Origin of the sequence: Serratia sp. 1D1416 (assembly GCF_003641105.1) — a bacterium.
GTDB lineage: Bacteria > Pseudomonadota > Gammaproteobacteria > Enterobacterales > Enterobacteriaceae > Serratia > Serratia ficaria.
Window position 1 is genome coordinate 4,170,484 of record NZ_CP032738.1, and the last position, 23,798, is coordinate 4,194,281.

Here is a 23,798-nt window from a genome sequence, read left to right on the forward strand (position 1 = left end):
CTTTTCCACAGGAGTCAAACATGAGCATTCTCGTTGCGGGTGCCACGGGCACTATAGGTTCACTCATCATTCAGGGGCTGGCCGACGCCGGCGCCGAGGTCAAGGCCCTTGTGCGCCAGCCAGGTAAACGCCGGTTCCCGGCAGGGGTCACGGAGATCGTTGCCGACCTCACCGATGTCGCTTCGATGCGCGTCGCGCTGTCATCGGTGCGTACGCTGTTTCTGCTCAATGCGGTTACGCCCGATGAGATCACGCAGGCGCTGATCGCACTGAACCTCGCACGCGAGGCCGGCATCGAGCGCATCGTTTACCTGTCGGTGATCCATGCCGACAAATTCACTAACGTACCGCACTTTACCGGCAAGCATACGGTTGAACGCATGATAGAAAGTCATGACCTACCCGCTACCATTCTGCGCCCGGCTTACTTCATGCAAAACGATCTGCTGGTTAAGCAGGGGATCCGGGACCATTCGATGTATCCGATGCCCATCGGCTCTGCGGGCGTATCAATGATCGATGCGCGCGATATAGCGGATATCGCCGTGGCAGAACTGCTGCGGCGCGACAGCGCATCTTCCGCGCTGGACCGAGTCACGCTGGAGTTGATTGGGCCGCAGGCGCTCACCGGCGCATCGGTGGCGAAGATCTGGGGCGCTGCCCTGGGGCGTGAGGTGGCCTACGGAGGGGATGACGTCACCGCTTTTGAAAGACAACTCGCAGCGTACGGCCCCGGCTGGCTGGCTTACGACATGAGCCTGATGATGGCGGGCATTCAGCAGCACGGCATGCAAGCTGATGAAGGCGCAGTGGCACGATTGCAGGCCATGCTCGGGAAACCTTTGCGCACCTACGAGGCGTTCGTGCGCGAAAATTCCGGCACGCTATAGCGACCGCGGCGATGGCGGTTATCTGCCGATATCGCCCTGAGTGAAGGCGGGCACAACGATTGACTAATTTATAAATCGGTCACTCGTTGTCAATCAAAGTATGCCGCGTTAAGCTAGGGGCATGACGAGAAAAAACAACGCACTCAGCACGCGCGGCCCCGTGGATCACGGCATTCGCGATCAGGTCGTGGAGGCCGCCACGGCCTATTTCGGGCATTACGGGTACGAAAAAACCACGGTGTCCGACCTGGCCAAGGCTATCGGTTTCTCCAAGGCTTATATCTACAAATTCTTTGAGTCCAAGCAGGCCATCGGCGAAGTGATCTGCAGCAACCGGTTGGCGATGATCATGGCGGTGGTCAACGCGGCGATCGCGGATGCGCCCAGCGCCACAGAGAAGCTGAGGCGCCTGTTCCGAACGCTCTCAGAGACCGGCAGCGACTTATTCTTCCATGACCGCAAGCTCTATGACATCGCCGCCGTGGCCGCACGCGATCAATGGCCTTCGGCGCAGGAGCATGAAGCCCGGCTGCTGCGCGTCATCGAGCAGATCCTGCGGGAAGGGCGTGAATCGGGCGAGTTCGAACGCAAGACCCCGCTGGATGAAACCGCCGGCGCCATCTATCTGACGATGCGGCCCTATATCAACCCGGTACAGCTGCAATACAACCTGGATACCGCCAGCGAGGCGGCGGTGCTGCTTTCCGCATTGGTACTGCGCAGCTTATCCCCTTAATAGATTTTTTGGCCATGGGTATCATTGGCCACAAACCTGAGAATGCATCCTTTAGATTGTCCCTTCAATCAGGGAACCCCATGCCTCGGCTCACTAGCTGAAACCTTACAGCAAACTCAAGGTACTGGGTGATGAAGATCACTTAATTTTGCACATACAATCTATTTTTTTCATATTTAATCGATTTTCATCGCATTATTCCTAAAGGTTAATTGATTGTTGCCGGAAGAGTGAGCGGCATCTCTTTTTCATGGGCGGTAGAGTTCTATTTTTTAATCGTTATAGCTTAAACCTTTCAGCTAACGATAAGGACGACATCATGAAGAAGTTGGTTTCACTCTCTGCAGTTATCTCGTTGATTTCATGCGCAGTAAACGCTCAGACCTTTGTATTGACCGATACTGAAAAAGGCATAGAACAAGGCAACTGGCAGACCGATAGCCAAAAGCTGAACATTGCCGGGCCTCGTTTCAGCCTGCAACAACAGGTGCTGCGCGGCGGTAAACAGGAGGGCTCCAAGGTACTCACCTTAACCAGTTCGGGGCTGACCATTACCCTCAGCCCCACCCGGGGGATGGATATTCTGCATGTTGAGGGTTTTGACGCCCGTCTGGGCTGGGATTCGCCGGTCACCGAGGTGGTCAATCCCGCTTATATCAACCTGGAGAGTCGCAACGGATTGGGGTGGTTGGACGGCTTTAATGAAATGATGGTGCGCTGTGGCTATGAATGGACCGGGCATCCCGGCGTCGAAAACGGCACGCTGTATACGTTGCACGGCCGCGCCGGCAATACGCCGGCCTCCAAAGTGGTTGTCGACATCGCCGACGCGGCCCCGCATGAAATCCGCATTCGCGGACTGCTGAAAGAAAACACCTTCAAAAAGAGCAATTTGGAAACCTGGACCGAACTGCGCTATACCCCGGGCTCGCCGACGTTTTCGATTCATGATCGTGTGACTAACCGTGCGGATTACCCGCGTGACTATCAAATTATTTACCACAGCAATTTTGGCAAGCCGTTGCTGGAAGAAGGAGCCGTCTTCAGCGCGCCCATCAAACAAATTTCACCGTTTAATGACTATGCCAGGGCCGGGCTGAAGAATTGGGCGACCTATCAAGGGCCGACCAAAGGCTTTGACGAAATGGTGTTTAACATCGAACCCTACGCGGATGCGCAAGGCAAAACGCTCGCCATGCTGCATAACCGGCGCGGAGACCGCGGGGTGGCGATAGGTTTTGATACCCGGCAATTGCCGCTGCTGACGCTGTGGAAAAATACCGACACCGAGCGCCAGGGCTACGTAACCGGCATCGAACCGGGTACCAACTATGCGTATCCGGTGAAAATTGAACGGGAACAGGGGCGCATCAAACAGCTGCAGCCGGGACAAAGCACCGATTTCGACCTGAGCTACACCTTGCTTAAAGATGCCGAACAGGTGGGCGAGTATCAGAAAAAAATCAAGGCGCTGCAAGGAGACCAATCACCGAAATTGGTGGAAACGCCGATTGCCGTAGAATAGCGCCCGGCGATGAAAAGGGGGCTGCGGCCCTCGGGCGGCGGCCGGTTGCAGAGTAGCCGATAATGAAACTCACCGACGGTGATGAGCTTTAGCGGCGTCGGAGATCTTTTCCTGATTGAGCGGTGTCGGTCCACGGAACGCCCGGCGCCATTCGCGTGGGCTGACACCGAATCTAGCCTTAAAACTCTGCCGGAACGAAATTGGCGACTGAAACCCGGCCAGTTCGGACACGCTTTCAATGCTGTTGGCCGTGGTTTCCAGCAACTCCTGGCTTCTTTGAAGGCGTTCTGCGGTCAGCCATTCTCCAGGCGTGGTGCCGGTGGCCTTGAGAAAATGACGCGTCAGCGTGCGCCTGCTCATGCTGACAAACCGGGCCAGTGAGTCGAGATCGTGCGGCTTATCCAGATTGCGTCGCAGATAGTCCATCAACGCATTCATGTTGCTGTCCCGGGTTGTAACAGGAATGGGGCGCTCGATGAACTGGGCTTGCCCACCTTCACGGTAGGGGGGAATAACCATCCTCCGCGCTACCCTGTTGGCGATTGCGCTGCCGTAATGATCACGAATGACGTTCAGACAGCAGTCGATCCCGGCCGCGGTGCCGGCTGAAGTAATAAGACGTTCATCATTGGTATACAGCGCGTTTCTGTCGAGACGAACCGCGGGAAAGCGCCCGAGGAAGTCGCTTTCGAATTCCCAGTGCGTGGCGGCCCGATGCTGGTCCAGCAAGCCGGAATAGGCCAGCACGTAGGTGCCCAGACAGAGGCCAACCACCTCGGCCCCGCGTTGCCATGCGCTTACTAGCTTATCGAGCAGCGCCTGAGAGGGCCTTTCATCAGGATGGCGCCAGTAAGGCACGATAACGATGTCTGCGGCATCAAGCTGTTTCAGCCCCTGTTCCACGTGAAGGGGCAAGCCTATATCGGACATCACCTCGCCCGGTTTTTCGGTGCAGATATCCAGCTGGAACAAATCCGGCTCCGGCATGGCGGAACCAAACACTATGCAGGGCACTGAGAAATGAAATGGACTGAACCCATCGGTAACAATTACAGCAACTTTCAGTGCGGACATGTTTAACCTCGCCGTCGTTATTTTCTGCCGCTTTACGGCCCTGATGAAACCGGCTGACAACCGGCCGCGGCGGTTTATCAGAAAATCATGCTTTCACCATCTTCCGGAATAATAACCCGATCTTCAATACCCTGTTCCAGGCTGTGACATGAACTCAGGGCACAATTCGATGAAATCGGGTCAATCGTTGGCCGGATGCGTTAATCGGGCCCCGCGCAGCCGCAGACTCAGTCGAACTGCCAATAAAGCGGCGCGCCGTAAACCTCGACAAAATAGTCGATCACCGCCCGGACATTGAGCGGCGGATGGCGGGCATGAGGATATATGGCGGCGATCTGCAGCGGCTCGGTGTTGATTGCCGCCTGGTAATGCGGCATCAACCGGACCAACTCGCCCTTTTTGATGCTGTCGCCGATCAGCCAGTCGGGAAACAGCACCATCCCCATGCCGCCAAGCGCGGCGGTCAATAACGATTCCGCATTGTTGGAGATGAGCAACGCAGAAATCGGCGAGTGGATCCAGGCGCCGTCGGGCTCCCGGAACAGCCAACGGTTCGGGCCTGACGAGCCGCGGTAGACCAGCGACCGGTGATGATGCAAATCGGCCGGGGCGGCCGGCTCCCCGTGCCGTTGCAGATAGGCCGGAGAAGCCGCCAGATGATAACGCTGCGTACCGAAAACCCGGGCATGGAAAGAGGAATCGGTCAGCGCGCCAATGCGGAAAATGACGTCCGAGGCTTCGCGGTGCGGATCGATATAGTCGTCGGTCTGCGTCAGCTCAATCGCCAGGCGTGGGTAGCGGCGGGAGAGGGCCGGCAACCAAGGGGCGATATGACGCTGGCCAAAGAAAACCGGCGCGTTGATCCTGACGGTGCCCGCAGGCTCCAGTGACCTGTCCAGCAGCTCTTTGCGCGCCTCACTCAGCTGCTCGGTCATGGCGCGGGCATACTCGACGAATAAGCGGCCGGCTTCAGTCGGGATCACCGCTCGGGTATTTCGATAAAACAGCTGCTGGCCCAGCGCGTCTTCAAGCTGAAGAATAACGCGTGAAATCATCGAGGCGGAGACGCCTTCCCGCCGCGCCACCACGGAGAAGCTTTGCGCTTCGAAGACGCTGATAAAAAATGACAGGGCGCGAAAATTAATGGTGCTGGAATCATGCATTATCTCGGATCCTGCAAAGGTGTTTCCTGAATTATACCGTTTTTCAATACTCCACGTTGCCTTATCATCACGGCGAATTCACGAGAGGCTTGTTTCTATGCAACTTTTATTGATATTGCTCGTCGTTGCCGGCGGGATGGGATTGTCGGTCGAGGCCGGGTTATTAGGGCCGCTGGGCAGCGAGGTTGGCGACTTATGGGCGACGTTCAGCATTTTTGGCGTCGGCGCCGCGCTGACATTCCTGTTGATGCTGTTCTTCAGCCCACGCAACAGCCCGTCGTTCTTTGCACAGCCGGGATGGCAGCTGCTGGGCGGCGTGCTGGGGCCGGTTTACGTGGTTATTCTGACCGTGGCGGTGCCCCACATCGGCATCGCGATGACGATGATTGGCATTTTGGCCGGCCAGGTATTCAAAAGCCTGATTATCGATCACTATGCGTTGTTTGGCGCCGGCTATCGGAAAATTGACAGCAAGCGAATGATTGCGCTTGTTTTTATTATTGCCGCTCTGATGCTGGTGGCGAAAGGCTGAGGTGAGTTTATGACTATTTTAATGATAACGTTGGCGTTTATCGGCGGGGCGGTTCTGAGCATTCAGGCGGCGATCAATGGGCAATTGGCGAATAAGGTCGGCGTGTTTCGCAGCGCTTTTCTGACCTTCGCCTTGGGCGCTTTGGTTACCGGCCTGTTGATTTTCTTTTTTGCCCCCAAGCAGGCCGTCACGCTGGTGGACGTGCCTAAGTGGCAGCTGCTTGGCGCGTTATGCGGCGTGCCTTATATCGTTATTATGGTGCTGGCCGTTCAGCGCATCGGTGCGGCGGTGGCGACCGTGGCGGTGATTTTCGGCCAGCTGGCGATGAGCATGATTATCGATAATTTCGGCTGGTTGGGTAATGAAGCGATCCCTTTCTCGCCGACGCGCCTTGGTGCCGTCGCCTGTCTGGGGATTGCCCTCTATTTTATCTACTCGGGCAACAAAACCGCAGCGGCACCGGCAAAAATGGCCCTGAAGCGCCGCTAAGCCAAGGCTCCCTGGCGCGGCAGCAAGATAACCCGGCCGAATGGCCTGCCATATTCGGCGTAGGCGTGAGCCGCGGCCGCTGAAGCCAACGGAAATTGCTTGTCCAGGAAAACCCTGAACTTCGATTGGGCGACTTGCGAAAGCAGGGTATCCACAGTGGCGCTGACTTGCGGAACGGTGAATTTTGTGCCCATAAAAACGCCGAAAAGCGCCTGATTTGCCTGCAGTGCAGGCCAGAGGTCGAGGGTGAGATCCCCGCCTCCGGCATTGCCCACGAACACCAGCCGGCCATCCGATGAGAGCGCCCTCAAAGAGGCGGGCAGCGTTGTACCAACCGGGTCGACAACCAGCTTGGCGCCCTCGCCGGCGGTTAATTCGAGCACGGCTTCAGCGACATCGCTGCGGTGATGATCTATCACGTGATCAACACCCAGCGATTGTAGCGTTGACAATCTATCAGCACCGCTTGAGACGGCGATAACCCTGGCTCCGGCATTTTTCGCCAGCTGCACCGCAGCCAGGCCGACACCGCCCGCGGCCGCCTGAACCAGCACGGTTTCACCGGCCTGAAGCGCGCCCCGCGCGAAGAGGCAGTGATAGGCCGTGCCGAATGAAATCGGCACGGCGGCTGCTTCAGCTAAAGCGACGCCGTCTGGCACCAGCCAGGTTTGATTAACGGGCAGGGCGCGCAGGGAGGCATGCGAACCGTCACTTGCAAACCCCGTCACACGATCGCCGACCTTGCGTGAGGTGACTTGTTCCCCACCGCAATAACCGTTCCGGCAGAGGCATAGCCGACGATGTAATCAGGTTTTGGCGGCGGCGTTAATCGCCGATTGAAAAGGTCGCCGCCTTCTATGGAGATGGCCTCCACGTCGATCAATATATCCGACGCGCTCAGTTTAGGGTCTGGAACCTCTTTGTAGTTCAGAACTTCGGGTGCTCCGCATTCGTCATAGACCGCCGCTTTCATGGTTTTCTCCCGTTGGAACATCAGCAACCGCGCCTGGCTCGGCATCGCGTCATTCGGAACAAGCCTGGAATGGCGAGCTGTCGCTTGTTGAACAGGGCGCGCATGCCAGGCTTGTCGACCTATCTTACCGGCATCAGCGCCCGGTGCCAGGCGCCGGGGTGTTGAGCAACTGTTGCTCCCACAGCAAGGCGATGCCGCTGCCACCCACATGGTATTTCAGTATATCCGCCAGAGCAGCCGCATGCTCGGTACGGGCCCAGTCTCGCTGCCACTCGGACGCGACCGCCAGCCAGGTCATTATGTTCGCGCCGGCGGCGATCATGCGCTGGATAGCGACTTCATGGGCCTCGACGGACACTCCGCCCGAGGCGTCGGTAACGACGGTCACATCCCATCCTTCGCCAAGCGCCTGTATCGCCGGCATCGCAACGCATATCTCGGTCCACAGACCCGCGATGATCAGCTGTTTGCGGCCGGTCGCCTTGACCGCATCGACCACTTTCGGATCTTGCCAGGTATTGATAAAGGTTCGGTCGATGACCTGCTGTTCGGGAAACACCTCCGTGATCTGAGGAAAGATCACCCCGCCGCGATCGGCAATCACGCTAGTCAGGATTGTCGGAACGCCAAAGGTCTTGGCGGTCTTCGCCAGCGCCGTCGCATTATTGACAACCATCTGCGGCTCGTGGCTGTTCAGGTTAGCCAGTTGGTAAGGTTGGTGGTCAATCAAAACGAGTACAGAGTCTTCGGGGCGGAGAAGCGAATCAAGGCCATTACGAAAGGTCATTGTTGGTTTCCTCTGTTGTTTTAGTGGGATGGGGCTTCCAGCAACATGCACCTGCGGCGACGTTTTCTGGAATCAGTATTGTGCTGCCCGCATATTTGATAGGGTAGTGCCATTCTGTGGAAAGTCGTGTTGCACGATGGGGAACGCTGAATGAACATTGAAGAACTGCAGACATTCGTCGACATTGCCGATGCCGGCGGCATTTCTGCCGCGGCGCTTCGGCTCGGCGTGTCCAAGTCGATCGTCAGCCGCCGGCTAGCGCGGCTTGAAATGGAGCTGGGTACCCAGTTGCTTACGCGCTCTACCCGGGGAACGGTTCTTACAGAAGCCGGGGCCGCGTTTCGGGACTATGCCGCCAGGGTCTGCGTTGAGATCGAGGTGGCCAAAGAGACGATTTCTCCCGATGGCGAGCTGCGTGGCCGCCTGCGGGTCGCCGTGCCGATTTCCTTTGGTCCGACGCACTTCGCACCCGTGATAGCGGAAATGGCGCGCCGGCATCCGTTGCTTCACATTCAAACCAGCTACAGCGACCGTTTCGTCGACCTGATCGCGGAAGGTTACGACTGTGCGATACGGGTGGGTTATCTAGCGGATTCCAATTTGATTGCGCGACGCATTGGTCCAATTTATGGCCGGCTGGTCGCAAGCCCAGACTATATCAAGACCCATGGCCAACCCGAAAAGCCTGAAGAACTGATCGCCCACCAGGCGCTGATGCAAGGCACGGAGGCCTGGCAGCTTACGGATGGCGGCAAGACCATCACCGTTCATCCCCAGGGGCGCTTCAAAGCCGACAACGGGGTAGCTCTGGTGGCAGCGGCACTCGCCGGGCTCGGCATCGCTTATCTGCCAGATTGCCTTACCCACGAACATATCGCCGCGGGAAAGCTTATCCCACTGATGGCGCGGCATTCACCTCCGCCGGCGGGCGCCTATATCATCCGTCCGCCAGGGCAGTATCCTGCACGCAGGATACGTGCGCTGACCGAAATCCTGATCGAGCATTTCAATCATTCGCCATACTTTGCGGGAACCCAGCAAAAAACAGCCTCATGACAGTGGCCAATAGGGAACCGGGCAGGTGACGGCGCGCTGGCGCAGAGCGGCAAGCACCATGGCTGGTGACAATGTCACTGTATTATGTTAAATTCCAGATGGTGCGTATAAGTGAATAACTCCATATTATTTAGGCAATTAGATGAAGATGACGCGGATGATTTTCTGGCGTTTCGCCTGAGCGCGTTGCAAAACGCCCCTGAGGCTTTCGGCATGCTTTACCAGGAAGAGTTGGCCAGAAGCCGTCAGGATACTGCCAACCGGCTCAAAAACAGGCTGGTTGTCGGTGCCTATCAGCACGATTCGCTCGTCGGCACTGTTGGTTTTAATCAGGGGGAAACGGCAAAAACCCGACACAAAGGCTATATCTGGGGGCTTTACGTCAGTGATAAACACCGAGGTTTGGGGATAGGCGAACGGCTTATCACGGAATTGCTCGCGCGGTTGGACCCGCAGGTAGTACAGATTACGCTTTCGGTAGTAAAAGAAAACCGGTCGGCCATCAGCTTGTATCAGCGCGTCGGCTTTACTTGCTACGGCGAAGAACCCCGGGCATTAAAGAATACCGATGGCTACAGTGATGAAGTGCTGATGTATCGGCTGATTTAGGGGGTTTTTACGGTGCGTTTTGGAGAAATCTGCAAGTATATGATAGCCAATTCATTTCAGATTTCACGTAGCGCGATCAAAAAAGGAGGGCGTTTTGACCGATCCCACCGGGATTTTGCCCGTACTGCAATCACTGGAGGCTCGGCTCCATCTGCCGGCGACGCGTTGCGATGCGAATATCGTCGACGAATGCAGAAACCGGCCGTTCGGGACAGTGCTATGACAAACGACAAACCGTTGCCGCGCTGCAAATGGAAATTGACCATCCGCAGATTTTCGCCGAGGAGTGTTCAGGCTGGCGATGATTGCCGAGGGCGTTGCGTTGTTGAGGTATCAAAGTTTTCAACGTGATGCCGACGGCAAGGTGGTTCGTCGCACAGCGCGTTCGTCAAACTGGCTGCTATCGCCATCAGCAAGCGGCGGTCGTTGGCAGCTGCGTTTTCATCAGGGCACGGCGATCGATGAGTGAGATCAGAAAGGTCTAAACCAGGACCACGGGCAAGGATGCGCCTGAGCAAATTCTGCAGAAGAAACTGGCAAGAGATTGAAGGTGAGGAGAGGCAGAGCCTGGAGGAACGGCCCGGTGCGTATCCTTCGATTCAATTTAACATAATATACATTATGTGTACCTTTTTAACATTTTCAATGAGTCGTGAAACCAAGTCAGCCTGCGAGTACACAGACCGTTCGTCCTGAAAATCAAAGCAACGTTCCCTAGTAAAGCATGCTGAACCCAAAAAAGCCCCTACCACAAGACCGGCAGGGGCCACTTTGATAAAGACAATTTACGGGTATTCAAGCGTCAGCGTTGTGCTGCCCTGGTAGTTGCCGGGGGAAGTACCGGAAGGCACATGCAGGTTGCTGGTTATGGTTAAAGGGTTGTTCCCTTTAATAACAGAGAACACGCCTCCCGTCCCAACATTCATACTCAGCGAGCTGGTTATTCCGCCGCCAAGATCCACTGTGCTCCTGGATAGTGATATTATTACATTCCCAGGTTGCGTACATGATATATTTATATTTTTGTTTTCGGAAGAATCACGACCGGCCTGGGTAGTGGGATGCGTAATTTCAATTGTTGCAGGCATGTCGCATTTTATTATAGGAGGGTTAACACCACCAGAGCACAATTGCCTTGTTATGCAATGATTATTGTTCCGGATACAAATGCACATTTCTTCGAGTGGCATCCCCCAATGGGGCAGATAGAGGTAATACCATGTATCCAGAGCGCCTTGTTTACGCGCATATTCTGTAGCTTCGCCAAAGGTCATAGGTTTAGGCAAAATTACGTTAAAGTCTTGATTATACCGTGAATCCGGGGACATCTCTGGATCCCACCTTAGGTCGTCTGAATAGTACCAGCCGAATCCGAACCCGCCGGCGTCAAGTCGGATGGATGCTGCCCCGGGGTTGTCTGGATACGACACTTTAACGTCAGCGTAATTTAAAGGACTCCATTTGTTAGCATAAACAATTTCCAAAGAGTCAATATGGGGCACAACCGTGGGGGCCGCTGCAGCGTTAAAGGTGAACAACGATAAGGTTACGAATAATAGGTTTAAGATTTTTGGCTTAGGCATGTAATCTCTCAAAAATGTAGATGGATATGATGAAGAGCATCCCTACACGGGGGGTAGTTTTGGCATAAAGCCAATCTGTTGTGCTTATGGCCCACAACACGTTTTGTTTAATTCCGGGCAGCCGTTGGCCCGCTGTCATCACCGTGTTGCGTACGCCCGCACCTGCAACGGAATGTCATTATTTTCGTTGCAGGCCAGATCAAAAAACGTCGCTCACGATGAGGTTATTGCCCACTGTGGCCAGGCGGACCTGTCTGTCCCAAACCGTATACCCGGCAAGGCCTGGCAGGGCCGCCGGACATTCTCTGTACGTTTATCACATGGTGCTTCCTGTAAAATTTCATCCGAGTAGAAGACTGCCGCCTTATTCATATTCCAGCGCAAAGGTCGCCGTGGCGCTGAACGCCCCGGGGGTTATCTTCTGCTGCGTAATCGCCTGCGGCTCACCCTGCACCCAGGCTCTGAACGGGATGCGGTTATCCCCGGCCTGCAGCGCAAATTTATCGCTCGCCTTGTTGATTTTTACCGCCTTTGCCTCCGGCGTTTCGATGCCTATCGCTATCCCTTTGGCACCGCTGCCTGCATCCATGGCCAGCAACCCCGGCAGAGCCGCGCTCTCCGTGCCCAAAAAGGTCATCCTGACCGTTGAGCCCAGCGACAGGTCACATTCCGCCAAATGAATGAAAAAAGGCTGCGCCGGCGTACGGCTGTACTTATACAAAAACTTCTCCACCACCGTGCCAAAGCCCAGGGTGATTTCATCCTCTCCCGGCGGAATGACGCACGGCTCCGAAACCAGCGCGCCATACATATGCACATAGGTTCCGCCGGCCGCCTGCGCGCTGACGAACGGACCGGCAGCCAGTACCGGTGCCCACAGCAGTGCGATAATTCCGGCGCGCAGACGCCCCTGAAGGCGCTGCCTGATAGTCTGGCGAATCATAAAACCCTTCCTCACTGGTAGTCGGCTTTCAACGTTGCCCATACATCAAAACTGCCTTTTGTCGGTGCGGCTGCGGAATCTTTCACCGGCACCACCTCCAGCGCCGGCGGATTGTTCAGGTTGATGGTCAGCGTGCTGTTGGGTGGGAACGGTTTATCGTTCTGGTACATCCGGATAGCCAGCCCGGTCCTGTTTGACTTCAGCGCGTTGCTGTCAAAACTGGGCGCGTTTCCGCCCAGCGTGAGTTTCAGCACCCAGGCACTACTGCCCTTTTCGCAGGTTATCCGGTAGTTCAGCGTCCGCCGGTAGTTCACTCCATCTATCTTTTTAATCCCGATGCGCTCACCAAAATTAACGTCAATCTGGTTACCCTCGCTGATGGTGCAGGGCGGCGGCGAAACCAGCGTGCCATGAAAATTCATGGCGACCTCCCCCGGCGTCGCCTGTGCCGCCGGCATCACGCCCGGGCCGGCCAGCAGGGTGATGCCGATCAGCAGGGCGATGCGGGTTATTGCGTGTTTTTTCATTGCCGGCTCCTTTTACTGGTACGCCACTTTCAACGTCGCGGCGGCGGAAAACTGACCACCGGCCAGGGTCACGCCGGATTTTTGCACCGGGACCGCCCACAGCGCCGGCTTGTTCGGATAGGTGAAGTTCACCCAGCCGTTCACCGACAGGTTGCTGCTGCCGTTCTGCAGCCGGATACCCAGCCCGGAGACCGAGGTGCCCAACAGCGCACTGTCGAACCCGGCGGCGGTGCCCTGCACCTGCAGCTTCATCGCCTTGCCTCCCCCGCCCTCACACGACAGGCTGTAGCCGATCTGTTTGCGGTAGTTCGTGCCGTCCACCCGGGTGGTCATCACATCGCCAAAGTTAACCTCAATGGCCTTGTTATCGTTCACCGTGCAGGGGGGCGCGGTCACCGTGACCTTCACCGTCACGTTGGTGACGGCCTGCGCCATCAGGGGGCAGCACACAGCACCCCGGCCAGCAGGTAGCGTCGCTTCCGCCCTGTTACTGTTTTGCCCATACGGCCCGCCTCAGTCATAACTCAGGTGAAAATCCACCACGGCGCGGTAGCTGCCCGCCACCAGGTCCGCCGGGGTACGCTCCGGGGTCACGATATAACGCAGGGTGTTTTGCCCGGGCGTCAGCGACAGGGGCTTCCCGCGTTCGCCCAGGCGCACGTCCTGGCCGTTTTCGTCTTCCAGCCGCAGCCCCAGGCCGGAGACCCCCTGCGCCTTTACCAGCGCCGGGTTGTCCGCGTCGCGCGGCGCCTGAAAACTCACCGAGACCGCCGGCTGCCCCGCCGCCCGCGTCAGCCCGCCGGTACGGTCATCCCGCACCGCGGCCTGCCCCGGCAGGCAGTCTTCCAGCCGCAGCTCGACATACACCGGGTGGCCCTGCGCGCCCGGCGAACGCAGCCGCCCCGTTCCGGTCTCGCCCAGCGCCACGTCCTGGCGCGCGCTGTTCATCGCCAGCCGGCAGGCGCTCTCCGTCAGGACGCCATGGACGTACAGCTGGCCGTGCGCCCCTTCAACCTGCCCGTTATCCACGGCCTGCGCCGGGGGCAGCAGGCAGAGCAGCATTCCGGCGACCAGCGCCGTCTGCACTACCGGCCATTTAGCTGTTCCTGTGGTCATATAGCCCTCCACTCCTGTAATAAATCCTGTCCGGTGGTTATTGGTGTGCTTTATCCGGCACCACGCGGCATGACTCCCCGGCGCAGTTAAAGGTCAGCTGCGGACGGCCGCCGTAGTCATCGACGTACGTCAGCACGGGGCTGCTCCCCAAACCGGCGGCGCTGACCGACAGCGGCTGCGTTCCCTTTGGCGGCACCATCACCGGTTCAAAATCCTTCGCCCCGGCGGCGCCCTTACGGCTGCCCGCATCCACCAGGGTGATGTAATACGGCGTCGGGTTATTGACGGTATACCTGTCCCCCTGGCGGCTGAGCGTCAGCTGCTCCTGCGGCGGCGGGGCATTCTTGTCGACCGCGACCGGCGCCGGGCGGTAGAACAGCTTGATGCGGGTCTGCAGCGCAATCTGCAGGGTATTGGGCTTGGTACTTCTCGGCGGAATTTCGCGCAGGTTGAAGTAGTACAGCGTTTCCCGGTTCTGCGGCAGTTGCCTGGCCGCCGGCAGCGCCTGGATTTTTATCTGGCTCGGCTTGCCCGGCTCAATCCGCTGTACCGGCGGCAAAACCGTCAGCGGACTGGTGATTTTGTTGCCCTTCTCGTCTTCCAGCCACCCCTGCGCCAGGTACGGCAGCTGTTTGTTCTGGTTGCTGATGTCCAGACTCACCGAGTTCATGGCGCCATCGAAAACCACCCGGGTACGGTCCAGTGCTATCGCCGCCTGGCACTGCTGGCCAACCAGCGCCGCCAGCAACAGCCCCGCCGCAGCGGATTTCACCGGGGTGGAGCGCACGGCGTCTCTGCCGCTGATGTGTTGTTTCATTACTCTGTTCTCTCTTTTAAGGTGTGTGCCTCCCCGGCACGCAGGGGATGGCAGGGCAGTAATAGCGCCTTCTCTAACATGCCGGCAGGCAACGGAGCGGGTAAACGCACCTCACACTGGGCTGCGCCGCTCCAGTGCACCGTCATCCTTTCACCGGCGTTGATGCCGGTCAGGTACACACTGCCGCCGTCATTAACCAGGCCGGTAACCTGCTTGCGGGCATTCATGACCGTGGCGCCAAACGGCGGCCGGCTGCCGTCGGCCAGCCGCAGGATGGCCATCGCCTTGTCGCCGGCGATAACGTCAAACTTCCGGTAGCCGATGGCCCCCTCCGTCAGCGTGGCCTGTACCACCGACGTGGTGGCATCCGCTTTGTCACCCAGCTGGTTCAGGTCAATACTCGCGTTGTTGCGGTAATAACTGCTGATATCGCTGATGACCGCCTTGCCCCAGGCGTTGCTCCGGCTGGTGCTGCCGTAACCATGGACCGGGACATTCGGCACGCCGCTGGTATCGACCAGCATCCGGGTGCCGCCATTCACGCCGCTGCGGTGCAGCGCCCCGCCCTGCGCCGTCAGCGTCATCCCGCCCTGCGCGGAGAGCCCCAGGGCGCTGTAGCTGCCCGCCTGATAGCCGGCATTGGCGCTGACCTGCGCAATATCGCCCTCATGGTTGTAATACGCCGCCGCATTGCCGCCGCGGCGGGACGCGCCTGCGCTCAGCTGATAGTTATCGTGTTCATTCACCCGGTCGTAGTACCCCACCTGGTGGGTAGTGTCCGAACGGCTGGCCGTGGCGCTGTAGCTGACGGTGGCGCGGTCGCTCCACGGCACCGACAGCGACAGGTAGCCCCCGTCGTCTTTCGTACCATTGAATTCGTTATGGTACGCCGACAGCGACAGGCTCAGGTTGCGCAGCCGCCCCAGGTCGAAGTAGCGCGACAGCGTCAGGTTGTAGCGGTCGCTCTCCGGCCGGTCCCAGTAAGTCTCATGGCTGTAGTTGAGGTAGGCGCTCAGCCCCTGGTCACGGAAGTTTTTGTTAAAGGAGACGGTGTACATCTCCTTGCCGCTCCCCGCCCGCTGCCCGTACTGACGGGCGTCCAGATATCCGCTCATGCTCATGAAGTTGCGCTCGGAGAAGCGGTAGCCGGCAAAGGTCACCTGGCTGTCGTACTCATCGAAGTTCTTCGAGTAGCTCAGGCGGTACGAGCCCCCGGTCAGCGCCGCCTTCTCCTGCGGCAGCTTCGCCCGAGACTGCGTCACGTCGAAGGAGAGCGCACCCAGCGCCAGCAGGTCGCGCCCGGTCCCCAGCGCCAGCGCGTTGTAGTTGCCGCCGGCCAGCGCGCCGCCGTACAGCGACCAGCCGTTACTGACCCCCCAGGAAAACTCTCCGGTACCGAACATCGGCCCCTGCAGACGGTGGTCAAAATCAGAGGGTTTCCCCGCCGCCACTTTAAAGCGGACGGAGCCCGGGCGCGTCAGGTAAGGGACATTCGCGGTATTGACGGTGAATTCCTGTGCCGTACCGTCCTGCTCTTCAACCCGCACATCGAGCCGGCCGCTGACCGAGTTGCTGATGTCCTGAATGCGGAACGGCCCGGCGGCCACCGTGGTCTCGTACAGCACCCGCCCCTGCTGGCTGACCACCACCCGGGCATTGGTGCGGGCTACCCCGCTCACTTCCGGCGCATAGCCCCGCAGGTTGGGCGGCAGCATGTTGTCGTCCGATACCAGGCTGGCGCCGGTGAACTGGAAGGTGTCAAACATGCCGGAATCCAGAGAACTCTCCCCCACCGACAGCTTCGAACGCAGGGCGGTGACGGCCCGGTAGGCGTAGTAACGGCTCCAGTCGAGCCGCTTCTGCGTCGGGCGCTGCGAGCCGGTCTGGTGGTCAAGGTTGGCCTGCCAGTCCGCGCGCAGTCGCCAGGCGCCCAGGTTGGCGCCGGCCGTGCCGTTGCCGCTGAGCGCATAGCTCCCGGCACCGCTATCCTGCTGTTTCTGGGTGCGCAGGTTGACGTTGTAGTCAAACAACACCCCCGGAATGCCGTCGTCCCAGCGGGACGGCGGGTCCCAGTTATCGGCCGTGTATTCCAGAAACGCCTGCGGAATGCTCAGGTACAGCGACGAGGTGGCCAGCTCCCCCCGGACAGACATCCCCTGAACGCTGCGTTCATCCAGGCACTCCCCGTGGTGCCACCAATTCAGTTTTTTCAATACGGCGTCCCGGAAGCCCAGCTGACCGGCCAGCGCCTTTCCGATACAGGCCCGGCTGCCCTTCGGGTCGTCCTCCGGGGCGTAAAAAGGAACAGGTTGTTCCGGCAATTCACTTTTATTGACATGCACCACCATCCCGTAATTGCCCGGCATAATATAGCCGCCACGGGAAAACTGGCTGAGGTCAATGTTATTTCGATCGTTAACATCCAGCACATCGGTATTAAACTGAATATTCTCTGCCGAATAAACGACGGTGACCGGGCATCCCAGTGCCAGAGCTACACATAATGCCGACGTCTGAATGCGTACGAATTTCCCGCCTGGCGACAGTTTCATATTATTATTCCGTTATATCCACTTTCATAATCCGGTACCGCATCCGGCACCGCAGCGCAGTCAGAAATAATCCAGCCGAAATCGTATTATCGAAGAATAATCACCGGCCTTCAGGGCATGGCGGTTCGCAACCAGTTTCAGGGTATAATTTAACAGCATGTCGCCGGGAACAATATCCGTTGCCGGGACGACTGCCCCCGGCGTGATAACGCGTCCGTCATCGGCGGTTATCTGTAACCCCACGCCGGAAGCCTGCCCGTGAACACCGAATAATGCGCCATCCGCATCACCGTCAAACACAATCCTGAACTGGCGCCAGTTTATTTTCCCCGGTCGCTCCAGGACGCAATTAATCAGTTTAATTGCGAAGTCTTTACTGCGCCCCTGCCCGTTGCGGATAATATCCGACAGCGGCACCCTGCCCATATCAATGGTCTGCTCCCGGCTTTCAACCGCAATGGCGCAGGCGGAATCGATAACCGCCCCCTGCATGCTGACACGCCCGTGATTGCCCTGAAACGGCGCCGACTGCGCAGCGAATGCCGCCGTAAAAAGAAAGCAAAAAAGCACATTCTTCCGGTTATTTTTCACAGTCTTCCTTTCGCTGTTTAACCGTCATCTGCAATGCATGTGAGCCGCCGCATGCATTGCAGTGATATCAGACGTTGAAGTGATCAGTTATAGGCCAGCGTGAAGTCCGCCACGGACTGGAAGTCACCTTCGGTGATAACGGCCGGTTTATCCTTTGTGCCCGCCGCCCCCTGCACATATGCCGCAAAGCTCAGGGTGTTGCTGCCCTCCTGCAGTTGCTGTTCTTTGGTGGCTTTGCCCAGCTTAACCACGCCACCTGAATTGTCAGTGATGGCCACGGCCACACCCTTGGCCTGGCCGGTGGTAGCCAACAGCCCTGCCACGGCATCAGACTCCGAACCGGTAAAGGTGACGGTTACCTTATTCTTGGTGGCAGGCGTACCGAAGGTGCAGTTTTCCAGCTTGATGGAAAAAGGGCGCGCGATGGATGTGCTGCCATTTTTCAGTGCCGCATTGGAAATCTGGCCCAGTGGAATGGTCTGGTCGATAGAATCCGGGTGGATGGAGCACGGCGCATCCACGACAGAACCGGTGAAGGTGACTTTGCCGTGTCCCTGATCGGCGGCATTGGCCATATTTGCCGCCAGACCAAACGCCACCAGTGCGGCAAGCGCCGCTTTATTTAACTTTACGGACATATTTATTAATTTCCTTGTTTTCTGTTTTGTGAAAATTACTTTTCTTTTCATTAACAAAGTCAGGGAATAAATCACCGGAATATGGGGTGCGATTCAACATTTAGAACACTCACCAACCATATTGCCACAAAGAATATTCCAGACATTTGTCATCGCAAATACTCACAAAACAAATGGATTTAGTAAATAAAAAACAAGTAAGACAAGGAAAAACGCAACATAACTCTGAACACCACAAATTTGCAGGCAATATAAAGAATATTGGATCGTTAAAAGCAACAACTCAACATTTCACTTCAATTAATCGCGCACCAACAAAATTAACCAGTGAAAACGACTTTCTTCCGATACAATATGTCGAGACAACCACGCCACGATAATGACTCAATATCAGTAAAACAGGCCGCAGCCGGCTTTCCTGATGTATTGGTGGGTGTGATAAAGGTTCCAGACAAATAGCAATCAGAGGTTTATTAACCAAATGGAAATCTAAACTTTTATTTGTTTTGGTTGATTTATTATCTCCAGAACGGAAAGAGCGTGAGGGCGGGGTGATGGAAATGCATTATTCGGCAATATATTCCAGCCCGGATAATCTGGAGCGGGAAATATTAAGAACGTTATTCAGACTGGCCGCACCGGCAGCAGGCAGTCCGTTACCCCCACCGGCCGAATGGCCTGTCACCCGACAGATTGCTGATGTCCATGGCATCAGTATTTACAAGTCCCGTCTGCTGTTACTTGGCCTAGCCACCCGGGGACGGGTCATCGCCAGCAGAATCACCAGCAAGAAATCCCTGCGCTGGTATCCGGTTATCCCCTGGGACGATATCGCGTGGTGGGCCGCACAGCGCCCCGTCATCAGGACAGCGTGCCCACCTGACCGGCCAGATGCAGGACTGTGCCAGGAACAAGGAAAAAACGATGATGAAAGCCACCGTATTCACGGTCCGTACCGCTATTGTGTGCCTGCTGGCACTGAGTATTACCGCCTGCCAGAAACAGAAACTGAATCCCCTTTCGGTTACCGGGCAGAGCAAAACCACGCAGCGGGTAGCCGACGACGCCGCACGCAGACAGCGTGAAGAAGACCGGCTGCAGCTGTGCCACAAACAGCTGAGTGCGCTGCACAATATTGATGTCAAGCAGTACCAGCATTACAAACAGGCCTTCGACAGCCTGATGAGCGGTGCCTCGCAATATGCGGGGCTGCGTACCCGGGTGAACAGTGACACCCAGGATACGGTGGACGCCCTGTACCGGTATAAAGTGAGCTACCTGTGCGCCGGGGTGGACAATGCGGTGTTAACCGGGCTGGCGGGGCAGGTGAAATGAGAGCGGGAAGATGGATAGGTACCGGCTGTTTGATCCTGACGTTTGCCGGCGTGGCGCGGGCGGATGACGGCATGCCCGCCCTGCTGCAGTTCGCAGAAAAATATCAACAGGGGCACACGCCTCCGGCGGCGGAAAAGCCGGCCGACGACACGGAGAAAAAAAGCCGGCCCGCGGTAGCGGCGCGGAAAAAACCGGATGCGCCGCCCCGCCCCCTCCTGCAGCGTGACGGCGGCTCATTCAGCCTGCGCAGAGATCTCCAGGCGCGGGAGCAGCAGCTGGCGCGCCTGCAGGCGGAGCTGAATGCCCTGCACCAGGAGGTGACACGGCTGCGGGCAGAAAAAAAGGCCGCCCCCGTGACCACTACGCCGGCGCTGGCGGAACCGACGCTACTGCGGCAGTGGGCCGCAGAGCTGGGGCGAGCCTGGCGTGCAACGCCGGATGAGGCTCGTACCGCATTCCTGCTAAAAACGATGAAAAAGGACCTCGCCGGCGCGAAACAGGACGCAGAGCTTGCCCGCCGGCAGTCAGCGGCCTTCAGACAACAAGCCGAGACCGCACAGCAGACGCTCGATACGCAACGGCAGGCGGACCGGAAGGCGCAGGATAGCCTGCGGGGGATCATCAGGGATAAAGAACAGGAGCTGGCCGGGCAGAAAAAGTTACCGACCCGGCAAGAGCAACACCCCTGGGCCGTTACCGCGGAACAGCTGAAGCAGAATGCACAGCTGCGCCTCTCCTACGCCGCCGGCAGTGCGCTGGGCGGTGATATTCTGGCGCTGCTGGATGAGCGGAAAAGCCAGGGCGTCCCGGTTGAAAAGACTGCGCTGTTCGCCGGGGTGTTTGACAGCGTATCGGGCCACCTGCTGCTGCCGCAGGCACAGCTGGAGCAGCTGAAGACCGAGGCAGACAACGCCGCCGGGGCTGCGCGGGCCGAACAACTGCGCGTACAGCAGCTGGAGGGCAAAGACTACCTGGCCAAGTTCAGCAAACAGAAAGGGGTCAAGAAGTCGGATATGGGCTTCTGGTACCGGGTGGATTACGCCGGAAAAGGCGCGCTGACTGCGGATACCATCGTCGATGTGATTGTGAAAGAGCAACTGACGAACGGTACGGTGATCCAGGACATGGGTCTCAGCGGTAAAGTGCTGTCGCAGCCGTTATCGGCCTTTCCGCCACTCTTCCGGGAAGCGATGAGCCACCTGCAGGATCATGGCTCGATGACGATGGTGGTGCCCCCTGAGCTGGCGTACGGCGACACCGGCTATCCGCCCAAGGTACCGCCAGGCGCCACGATGGTGTATCAGCTGCGCATCGATAACAGCCAGTCCCCCTGAAACCGGCAGGCGGCGCTGACAGGAAGTCATCCCGGCAGGCCGCCGTACAGGGGCAGCAACCAATCACTTATTGATAAAGGAGGGATCCATGAGAGATATCAGTAACCGGATTATGCGCGACTGGGTGGTGTTTATCACGGTCGTGGAAGCGCGCAGTTTTACCACTACCGCCCGGAAACTCCACTGCAGCATAGCAGCGGTCAGCAAGTCCATTTCCCGGCTGGAAGAGACGCTGGGCGTCATACTGCTCAGCAGAAACGCCCATAAGGTGGACGTCACCGCCGCCGGGCAGGTGACCTATCTCCGGGCCAAAGAAATCCGGCAGTCCTGGCAGGAGCTGTCTTCTGAGATCAGTAACCGGGATGACTGCATCAGGGGGAAAATGCGCTTTTCCGCCCCGTCGGTGCTCTGTGAGCTCGCAGCCTGTCACTGGGTCTTTGACTACATGTGCCGCAATCCGGGCGCAGAAATTCAGCTGTTGTCCCGTGACCGGACGGAGCTCACCGTGGCATCACCGGAATTTGATGACCTGGTGTTAAAAAGCGGGATGTCCGACTCGCCTGAGCTGGTGCACCAGTCCATCGGGAATGTCCGGTTCGCGCTGTATGCCAGCCCGGAGTATCTCCGTAAACACCAGGCACCGGATATCCCGGATGATCTGAATCGCCACCGGATCATGAAGGTTGCTCACCCGTTTCTGCGCTATCCCCTGACCTTCACCAGAGGGGCCGATACCGCTGAGCTGACCATCGCGAACACCACCAGTCTGGCTTCCAACAACCTCCCCGCCCTGCTGAAGATGACCCTGTCGGGGGCCGGCGTGTGCCTGGCCCTGCCGGACTGGCTGGCCCGGCAGCACGTGCAGGCCGGGGCCCTGACGCCCGTGCTGCCGGACTGGCAGCTGCCGGAGATGCCGCTCTGGCTGGTATGGCGCAGCCGCGATAACTATTCAAAACTCTTTCATGATTTCCGGAAATACATTGCCGGGCAGTGGAGAGTGTTGTCCACCGCCCCCCTCCCTGAACCGGACGGGGAGTAAGGAATGACCGTGGACAGCGTGCAGCTCATGCTGAACGATTTCTGCGACAAGGCTGGCCAGATCGGCCTCGACAAACAGCCTCCGCGCGCCGGCAGTGAACAGCTGTACTGGCTGGTTGACGGCGGTGCTGTCACTGCCATCGGAGTGGTTGCGTGGATATTGCTGCGGCAGGTCAGGGGTTTTCGGTCACCGCGATATCGCGAATTTCCGCTGGTCCTGGCGCTGGTCCTGCTAGGCATCCATGCACAGACCGAATATCCGTTTTACTTGTCAACGCCGCACTGGTTGCTGTTTATTCTGCTGCAGGCGCTGCTTGACCGACAGACACTGCCCAGGGCCGGCGCAATGGCACTCTCGCGCCCTGTGACGAACACAGCCCGGTGGGGACTACCGGCCATAATGTTGGTTGTGGTGGCCGGTTGTTTTTTGCCGGGTCTGAACAGCGGGCGGGCGCTGATCCGGTTTGAGCGACAGGGCCGGCAGGTACCGGACGAGACGGCTCAGGCTATGCGTTACGACCCCATCATAAACACCGAGCGCGGGGCATTTGACAGTCAGGTCCACAGTCTACTGACGTTCAACCGTACCCGGGGCCCTCAACGGCTTGAAGGTTATCGCCAGTGGGCGCAGCGCTATCTGGCAGCGCGTATCGACCGCAATGTGTACGCCAATCTCATTGCCATCGAGCGTGCTCAAGGAAAAGTGGCGCAGGCAACGCAACACCGCCGTGAGGCCGGCTACCTGTTCCCTGATGACCGCCGCTTTGCGGTGCCCAGCAAGGAGGAAGGGCAATGAGCACGACATTGACGGTCATGATACTGGACAATAACCGGTTTTATGCGGCGGGGCTGCAGGTGACGATCTGCCAGCATTTTGAGATGCACAACATCGAGCTCCGGTTTATCAGTGCCTCGTCGCAGTTGCGCCAACCTGCGCTGGTTTTTTTTACGCCGGGGGCGCCGTTTAATCTGCCGTTCAAGCTGGCAGCTGACGGTGTGGGAGGGATACGATGCCTGTGCCTCATGGATGACAAGGAGGGAAATGCATTATGGGAGCAGCCGTGGCTGCACTACTGGGACCGGCGAGTTGATCTGCCCCGGGCACATGAGCAACTGGAAAGGCACTGCCGAGGGGTATTGCAGCGGTGCCATGAGGTATCGGGTATCGGGGTACAGCTGACGCTACGGGAGAGGGAGATATTACGGTATGTAGCCCGTGGAATGTCTGGGGCATGTATAGGGCGAATATTGGGAGTAAGCGAAAAGACGGTGAGTGCGCATAAGCGCAATGCGATGAGACGGCTGAATCTGAGGAACAATCAGCAGCTGTATCGCTGGATAAGCGTTGTGGGGGGATGTGAGCCTGTTTAGACATTTGTGTATCTACCTGATTTTGATAGGGGTTATCGGGTCCAAGGGAACTTCCCCCCTGAGCTCCCACGGAACCGGACGTGACAGGGCACTGTTGCAAAAATGTGGAGGTGATAAAA

General features: G+C 57.8%; 26 protein-coding genes. 12 read left to right on the forward strand and 14 right to left on the reverse strand.

The features are described from left to right. Nucleotides 1–20 precede the first annotated feature (20 nt). The 3 genes from D7I37_RS20170 (at nt 21) to D7I37_RS20180 (ending at nt 3,151) form a co-directional block, all read left to right on the forward strand. Complete coding sequence (locus D7I37_RS20170) at nt 21–890, forward strand: NmrA/HSCARG family protein (protein ID WP_129544228.1); 870 nt, start codon at nt 21–23, stop codon at nt 888–890. 121 nt (nt 891–1,011) lie between these two features. Continuing rightward, nucleotides 1,012–1,626 (forward strand): TetR/AcrR family transcriptional regulator, encoded by a 615-nt coding sequence (locus tag D7I37_RS20175; protein ID WP_095097541.1) that lies wholly within the window; start codon nt 1,012–1,014, stop codon nt 1,624–1,626. Nucleotides 1,627–1,945: 319 nt separating this feature from the next. After that, on the forward strand, nt 1,946–3,151 hold the full coding sequence (locus tag D7I37_RS20180; RefSeq protein WP_061795294.1) for an aldose 1-epimerase family protein: 1,206 nt from the start codon (nt 1,946–1,948) through the stop codon (nt 3,149–3,151). A 69-nt stretch (nt 3,152–3,220) separates the two neighbouring features. Here D7I37_RS20180 and D7I37_RS20185 read toward each other — a convergent pair whose 3' ends face one another. Further along, nucleotides 3,221–4,225, reverse strand: a complete 1,005-nt coding sequence (locus D7I37_RS20185) for a GlxA family transcriptional regulator (protein WP_129544229.1) — start codon at nt 4,223–4,225, stop codon at nt 3,221–3,223. Nucleotides 4,226–4,452: 227 nt separating this feature from the next. Next, the gene (locus D7I37_RS20190; protein ID WP_095097547.1) at nt 4,453–5,388 is read right to left on the reverse strand and encodes a LysR family transcriptional regulator; all 936 of its coding nucleotides are present in this window, start codon (nt 5,386–5,388) and stop codon (nt 4,453–4,455) included. 97 nt (nt 5,389–5,485) lie between these two features. Here D7I37_RS20190 and D7I37_RS20195 point away from each other — a divergent pair, with 97 nt between their 5' ends. Both D7I37_RS20195 and D7I37_RS20200 read left to right on the forward strand, forming a co-directional pair. Next, the gene (locus D7I37_RS20195; RefSeq protein WP_061795291.1) at nt 5,486–5,920 is read left to right on the forward strand and encodes a DMT family transporter; all 435 of its coding nucleotides are present in this window, start codon (nt 5,486–5,488) and stop codon (nt 5,918–5,920) included. Nucleotides 5,921–5,929: 9 nt separating this feature from the next. After that, complete coding sequence (locus tag D7I37_RS20200; RefSeq protein WP_095097549.1) at nt 5,930–6,409, forward strand: DMT family transporter; 480 nt, start codon at nt 5,930–5,932, stop codon at nt 6,407–6,409. On the opposite strand, the gene D7I37_RS20205 is transcribed toward D7I37_RS20200, so the two are convergent. The 3 genes from D7I37_RS20205 to D7I37_RS20210 form a co-directional block, all read right to left on the reverse strand. Continuing rightward, on the reverse strand, nt 6,406–7,137 hold the full coding sequence (locus tag D7I37_RS20205) for a zinc-binding dehydrogenase (RefSeq protein WP_242502717.1): 732 nt from the start codon (nt 7,135–7,137) through the stop codon (nt 6,406–6,408). The two genes, D7I37_RS20200 and D7I37_RS20205, sit on opposite strands and share 4 nt — an antisense overlap. Beyond that, nucleotides 7,134–7,382, reverse strand: coding sequence for a hypothetical protein (locus D7I37_RS27445; protein WP_242502718.1), 249 nt, complete (start codon nt 7,380–7,382; stop codon nt 7,134–7,136). Before D7I37_RS27445 ends, D7I37_RS20205 begins: the two co-directional genes overlap by 4 nt. Before the next feature lie 133 nt (nt 7,383–7,515). After that, nucleotides 7,516–8,169, reverse strand: coding sequence for a hydrolase (locus tag D7I37_RS20210; RefSeq protein WP_061795289.1), 654 nt, complete (start codon nt 8,167–8,169; stop codon nt 7,516–7,518). A gap of 150 nt (nt 8,170–8,319) precedes the next feature. Here D7I37_RS20210 and D7I37_RS20215 point away from each other — a divergent pair, with 150 nt between their 5' ends. Continuing rightward, nucleotides 8,320–9,225, forward strand: coding sequence for a LysR family transcriptional regulator (locus D7I37_RS20215; protein ID WP_129544230.1), 906 nt, complete (start codon nt 8,320–8,322; stop codon nt 9,223–9,225). A 111-nt stretch (nt 9,226–9,336) separates the two neighbouring features. Beyond that, nucleotides 9,337–9,834 (forward strand): GNAT family N-acetyltransferase, encoded by a 498-nt coding sequence (locus D7I37_RS20220; RefSeq protein WP_083950337.1) that lies wholly within the window; start codon nt 9,337–9,339, stop codon nt 9,832–9,834. A gap of 785 nt (nt 9,835–10,619) precedes the next feature. Here D7I37_RS20220 and D7I37_RS20230 read toward each other — a convergent pair. From D7I37_RS20230 to D7I37_RS20270, 9 genes are all read right to left on the reverse strand, one after another. Next, nucleotides 10,620–11,417, reverse strand: coding sequence for a DUF4402 domain-containing protein (locus D7I37_RS20230; RefSeq protein ID WP_129544231.1), 798 nt, complete (start codon nt 11,415–11,417; stop codon nt 10,620–10,622). A gap of 364 nt (nt 11,418–11,781) precedes the next feature. Continuing rightward, the gene (locus tag D7I37_RS20235) at nt 11,782–12,360 is read right to left on the reverse strand and encodes a fimbrial protein (RefSeq protein WP_129544232.1); all 579 of its coding nucleotides are present in this window, start codon (nt 12,358–12,360) and stop codon (nt 11,782–11,784) included. Nucleotides 12,361–12,371: 11 nt separating this feature from the next. Beyond that, nucleotides 12,372–12,887 carry a fimbrial protein gene (locus D7I37_RS20240; RefSeq protein WP_242502719.1) on the reverse strand — a complete coding sequence of 172 codons (516 nt, stop codon included), beginning with the start codon at nt 12,885–12,887 and terminating at the stop codon, nt 12,372–12,374. A 12-nt stretch (nt 12,888–12,899) separates the two neighbouring features. Next, nucleotides 12,900–13,322: a fimbrial protein gene (locus D7I37_RS20245; RefSeq protein WP_129544233.1), complete on the reverse strand. Its 423-nt coding sequence runs from the start codon at nt 13,320–13,322 to the stop codon at nt 12,900–12,902. A 78-nt stretch (nt 13,323–13,400) separates the two neighbouring features. Continuing rightward, nucleotides 13,401–14,003, reverse strand: coding sequence for a fimbrial protein (locus D7I37_RS20250; protein ID WP_129544099.1), 603 nt, complete (start codon nt 14,001–14,003; stop codon nt 13,401–13,403). A 37-nt stretch (nt 14,004–14,040) separates the two neighbouring features. Next, nucleotides 14,041–14,820 carry a fimbria/pilus periplasmic chaperone gene (locus D7I37_RS20255; RefSeq protein ID WP_129544098.1) on the reverse strand — a complete coding sequence of 260 codons (780 nt, stop codon included), beginning with the start codon at nt 14,818–14,820 and terminating at the stop codon, nt 14,041–14,043. Then, entirely contained in the window at nt 14,820–17,372 is a 2,553-nt protein-coding gene (locus tag D7I37_RS20260; protein ID WP_129544097.1) for an outer membrane usher protein, read from the reverse strand. The genes D7I37_RS20255 and D7I37_RS20260 overlap by 1 nt, the downstream gene beginning before the upstream one ends. Before the next feature lie 60 nt (nt 17,373–17,432). Next, entirely contained in the window at nt 17,433–17,963 is a 531-nt protein-coding gene (locus D7I37_RS20265) for a fimbrial protein (protein ID WP_242502709.1), read from the reverse strand. A gap of 83 nt (nt 17,964–18,046) precedes the next feature. Continuing rightward, nucleotides 18,047–18,601, reverse strand: coding sequence for a fimbrial protein (locus D7I37_RS20270; protein ID WP_129544234.1), 555 nt, complete (start codon nt 18,599–18,601; stop codon nt 18,047–18,049). A gap of 924 nt (nt 18,602–19,525) precedes the next feature. Between D7I37_RS20270 and D7I37_RS20280 the strand changes: the two genes are divergently transcribed. The 5 genes from D7I37_RS20280 (at nt 19,526) to D7I37_RS20300 (ending at nt 23,679) form a co-directional block, all read left to right on the forward strand. After that, nucleotides 19,526–19,936, forward strand: a complete 411-nt coding sequence (locus tag D7I37_RS20280) for a hypothetical protein (protein ID WP_129544235.1) — start codon at nt 19,526–19,528, stop codon at nt 19,934–19,936. After that, nucleotides 19,933–21,270 (forward strand): FKBP-type peptidyl-prolyl cis-trans isomerase N-terminal domain-containing protein, encoded by a 1,338-nt coding sequence (locus tag D7I37_RS20285; protein WP_129544236.1) that lies wholly within the window; start codon nt 19,933–19,935, stop codon nt 21,268–21,270. The genes D7I37_RS20280 and D7I37_RS20285 overlap by 4 nt, the downstream gene beginning before the upstream one ends. A gap of 88 nt (nt 21,271–21,358) precedes the next feature. Continuing rightward, nucleotides 21,359–22,309 carry a LysR family transcriptional regulator gene (locus D7I37_RS20290; protein WP_129544237.1) on the forward strand — a complete coding sequence of 317 codons (951 nt, stop codon included), beginning with the start codon at nt 21,359–21,361 and terminating at the stop codon, nt 22,307–22,309. A 3-nt stretch (nt 22,310–22,312) separates the two neighbouring features. Further along, a complete protein-coding gene (locus D7I37_RS20295) occupies nt 22,313–23,104 on the forward strand; it encodes a Wzy polymerase domain-containing protein (protein ID WP_129544238.1) in 792 nt (263 codons plus the stop codon). Further along, on the forward strand, nt 23,101–23,679 hold the full coding sequence (locus tag D7I37_RS20300) for a helix-turn-helix transcriptional regulator (RefSeq protein WP_129544239.1): 579 nt from the start codon (nt 23,101–23,103) through the stop codon (nt 23,677–23,679). The genes D7I37_RS20295 and D7I37_RS20300 overlap by 4 nt, the downstream gene beginning before the upstream one ends. Nucleotides 23,680–23,798 lie beyond the last annotated feature (119 nt).